General features: G+C 47.3%; 4 protein-coding genes and 2 pseudogenes. All 6 read left to right on the forward strand.

The annotated features are described in order from the left end of the window. Positions 1-251: pseudogene (locus tag F6K38_RS36405) on the forward strand (ABC transporter permease); the annotation flags it as partial. Further along, on the forward strand, positions 248-823 hold the full coding sequence (locus tag F6K38_RS36410; protein WP_287248347.1) for an acyltransferase: 576 nt from the start codon (positions 248-250) through the stop codon (positions 821-823). The pseudogene F6K38_RS36405 and the gene F6K38_RS36410, both read left to right, overlap by 4 nt. Before the next feature lie 5 nt (positions 824-828). Further along, positions 829-1,428, forward strand: a complete 600-nt coding sequence (locus tag F6K38_RS36415) for an acyltransferase (RefSeq protein WP_287248346.1) — start codon at positions 829-831, stop codon at positions 1,426-1,428. After that, complete coding sequence (locus tag F6K38_RS36420) at positions 1,418-2,590, forward strand: hypothetical protein (protein WP_287359892.1); 1,173 nt, start codon at positions 1,418-1,420, stop codon at positions 2,588-2,590. The genes F6K38_RS36415 and F6K38_RS36420 overlap by 11 nt, the downstream gene beginning before the upstream one ends. A gap of 95 nt (positions 2,591-2,685) precedes the next feature. Next, a complete protein-coding gene (locus F6K38_RS36425; protein ID WP_287359894.1) occupies positions 2,686-3,942 on the forward strand; it encodes a glycosyltransferase family 2 protein in 1,257 nt (418 codons plus the stop codon). Between the two features lie 52 nt (positions 3,943-3,994). Beyond that, a pseudogene (locus F6K38_RS44585) lies at positions 3,995-4,115 on the forward strand (glycosyltransferase family 4 protein); the annotation flags it as partial.

Genomic DNA, 4,115 nt, shown 5'->3' on the forward strand with positions numbered 1-4,115 from the left:
ATGCCCAGACGGAGGCGCTGCTGATGGAAGCCTTAGAGCGGTTGATGGCAGGCAGGACAACCTTCATCATCGCCCACCGGCTGTCCACGATTCGGCAGGCAGATCGGATTGTAGTGTTGGAGCAGGGGAAGGTGGTGGAGATGGGAACCCATGAGGAGTTAATGGCAGCGGAGAATTTCTATGAGCGCCTCTACAGAATTCAATCCGGATGTCAAACAGCAATTGTGAGCAGGGAGGGAAGAGGAGAGTGAGTGATTCTGTACAAATTGAGTCGGATTACTTGACAAATGGAAAATTGCCAGCTAATGTACAGGTTGGTAAAAACAGTATCATCAGAGCTGAGGAACGGTGTTGGGCTAGATTTCGGAGCCAACTCATGCCAGCACTAGTCATTGGTGACCATTGCACCATGGAAGGCGTTCACTTTGCCCTAGGGGAACAAGCAAAGGTTCAAATCGGTGATTACTGCTATTTTACAAATGCGATTCTCCTGTGCGAGCAGGAACTGCAGATTGGTAATTATGTCGTGATTGGTTGGAATGTGACTATTGCCGATACAGATTTTCATCCCCTAGAGCCTGCGGAACGGATTGCTGATGCCATTGCTTTATCGCCATTGGGTAAAGGTCAAACCAGACCCAAAATGCTCAAGAAGCCCGTAATTATAGAAGATGATGTCTGGGTTGGACCAAATGCCACAATCCTGAAGGGAGTCCGTATTTCCACTGGAGCATTCATCGAAGCCGGTTCGATAGTAACCCGGGATGTGCCGCCCCGCGCACGAGTTATGGGCAATCCAGCGCAGATTGTTGGGGAGGTGTGAAGAAGATGAGTTATGGACGAAGGTTGCCTTGGGATTGGCATCCAGGAACGATACCCGACAACGTAATTCTTAGTGATGACACTTATATCGAAACCAGTTTAAGCTTTGACCTCTACCGCTCTCAGGCAGCAGAGGGTCTTTCCATGGGCAGAGGGACTGCTGTGTACAAAGATACGATGTTTGACATGGGAGTCCGTGCCCAGGTTCGCATTGGTGAGTATGTCCTGGTTCATGGAGCCCGAATTATCTGTGATGACCTACTAGAAATTGGTAATTACACCTTAATCTCTTGGAGAGTGGTGCTCATGGATACCTATCGGCTGCCCTTAGACCCACTAAAACGGAGGTATGTCTTGGAACATGCCTCCCAGTTCAAGTCCCGGCGACTGGAGGGGGATGTGCCAGCAGAGCCGATCCGCATTAGAGACAATGTCTGGATCGGTTTTGATGCTTGTGTATTGCCCGGTGTCACAATTGGTGAGGGGTCCGTTGTGGGTGCACGCTCTGTGGTTACAGAGGATGTTCCTCCTTATACTATCGTTGCTGGCAATCCAGCACGTGTCATCCGTTGCTTAGATAAAGGGGGAATCAACCATGCTTTGTAACAACCCTAGTAAGGGGAAAATTATTGTCTTTGGCATTCTGTTCTGGTATCCCTTAGCAGGCGTTACCTACCAGTTTTTACACTACTTAATCGGGCTAAGGCGCTTGGGCTACGACCCTTACTACGTGGAAGATTCCGGACGCTGGGTATACAACCCCCGGCTAAATGACTTAACACCGGATGCCATCGAAAATATTCAGCAGATTGTCCCGATTCTGGAGGCCCATGGATTTGGAGAGCGGTGGGCCTTTCGGGGCAATTATCCCGAGGGGCAATGTTACGGTATGACCGAAAGCGATATTTTGAAGCTTTATCGCGAAGCCGATGGGTTTCTTAACGTCACTGGGGCTCAAGAGATTCGAGAGGAACATCTGGCTTGCCCTCGTCGAATTTATGTAGAATCGGATCCCGTAGCATCCCAAATTCGAGTAGTGCAGGGAGATAAACAGATGATTGCTGACCTCTGTGCTCACGACACTCACTTTACATTTGGCGAAAATCTGGGAAATGCTGACTGTGGTGTACCCATCGAAAGATTCCACTGGCAACCAACTCGTCAACCGGTTGACCTAGCACTCTGGCAGCACGCTTACTCACCGGGTGAAGCCTACAGCACCATTACCACCTGGAATAACAAAGGTAAAGATATTGTCTATCAAGGGGAGACCTACTATTGGCGCAAAGCCAGAGAATTTGAAAACTTTATCGATCTGCCCAGCCGTCGATCCGTACAGTTTGAAATCGCAGCAGGAGTTGGAGACGACGTGAAACAGTTTCTTAATCAGCACGGCTGGCGGCAGGTGAATTCGGTTCATCTGTCCCAAAATCCTGACACTTACCGCAAGTACATTCAAACCTCGCGGGGTGAGTTTACCGTTGCAAAGGATCAATATACCCGACTACGCAGTGGGTGGTTTAGCGATCGCACGGCTTGTTACCTGGCAGCGGGACGTCCTGTAATTACCCAAGAAACAGGCTTTAGCAAGTTTTTGCCTACGGGCAAGGGACTGTTCGGATTTGAAACCATGGAGGATATCTTAGCGGCGTTGGACGCGATTGAGCATGATTATGAAGGAAATTGCCGTGCTGCACAAGAAATTGCTGTCGAGTATTTTGCAGCCGAAAAAGTAATAGGAAAGTTAATGGCAGCAGCAGGACTTTAAACATGGATATTGTGCATAGAGGAATTGCGTCAAGGCTAAACGTAGATCAATTTTGATTAGAGTAAAAAACTGAATTGAGTGAGGAAGATACTACTATGTCAACTATGTCAACAGTAACTATTGGCTTTGTTCCTAGGGAAAGATTTTCCGTTGCCGCCGAATGTTTACGGCGGGTTTTTGATGCTACTCATATTCCTTTCAACCTGATCGTAGTGGATTGCAATATTCCGACAGTTTACCGGCAACAGATCGACAATGTTTTGCAGGGTCGGAGTAATGTCAAGATCATCCATTCAGACCATCATTTACTACCTAACCAATCCAGAAACCTGGTGTTCCGAGAAGCCAAGGATGATTTCTTATGTTTGCTTGAAAATGACGTGCTTGTAGAAGAAGGTTGGCTTTCTCAGCTAATTAAAGCATGTGACGAGTATCCAGCAGATGTAGCAGCTCCCCTTGTTCTTGAGCGATTAGGGCAGTTTGAGAAGGTTCACTTTGATGATCGGCTAAACGACATTGAACCCATACAAACCCCTGATGGAATCAAGCTAAAAATACTTCCTCGCAGTACCTCAAAGGAAGATGACCGACATGCTCATGACCGTAGAACCATGAAGTTTATAGAAACCCACTGTATGCTCTATCGTACTGAGGTTTTCAAACGCATTGGCGAGTTTGATGAATCAATCACGGCTCAGGAGGAAGTTGATGTCAGCCTTGCACTTTATGATAAGCAAGTGCCCATTGTTTTTGAGCCGAAAGCTGTGGTTACCTTCTTACCTCCTCCCCCTATTTATCCTGATGAGAAAGACTACTACTACCTCAAATGGAATCCCGAAACCTACCGTCAAGACTACCTGCATGTTGCAAAAAAATGGAATCTTGATAATCCTCCATCTGCTATGGGCGTGGTAACAGCGCGTCGAAGTTATGCGTCAGACGATAATCCTAAGAATCAGTATGCTCAACAGATTGAATACCGCACAAAGGTGGACTTAACGGCTAAAGACATTGCTAGTCTCATTCCTCCGGGTGAGGCCTTAATCCTAGTTCACGATCAGCAGTTAAATCTTGGCGATGTAGCTAAAGGTCGCCGGGTAATTCCATTCCTGGAAAAAGACGGGCAATACTGGGGCACGCCACCGGATGATTCGATGGCTATCTCTGAACTAGAAAGGATGAAAGGGGGTGAAGGTAACGTAATTGTTTTTGCCTGGCCATCATTTTGGTGGTTGGAATATTACACAGGTTTTTCTCATCATCTCCGCTCGAATTATCACTGTCTCCTCCAAAATGAACGTCTTGTAATTTTTGATTTACAAGACAGGATGGGAGTGGTTACCCAAAGCTAACTACCTAAAAGTTTGATGCTGACCCACCACTAAGATACCCGCCACTAAAATTATGCGCATTGCTCAAGTTGCACCGCTGTGGACTAGCGTTCCCCCCTCTACCTACGGGGGGACAGAACTGATAGTGCATTTGCTCACAGAGGAGCTTGTGAGTCGTGGTCACGACGTAACTC

The organism is Moorena sp. SIO3B2, from assembly GCF_010692525.1.
Lineage (GTDB): Bacteria > Cyanobacteriota > Cyanobacteriia > Cyanobacteriales > Coleofasciculaceae > Moorena > Moorena producens.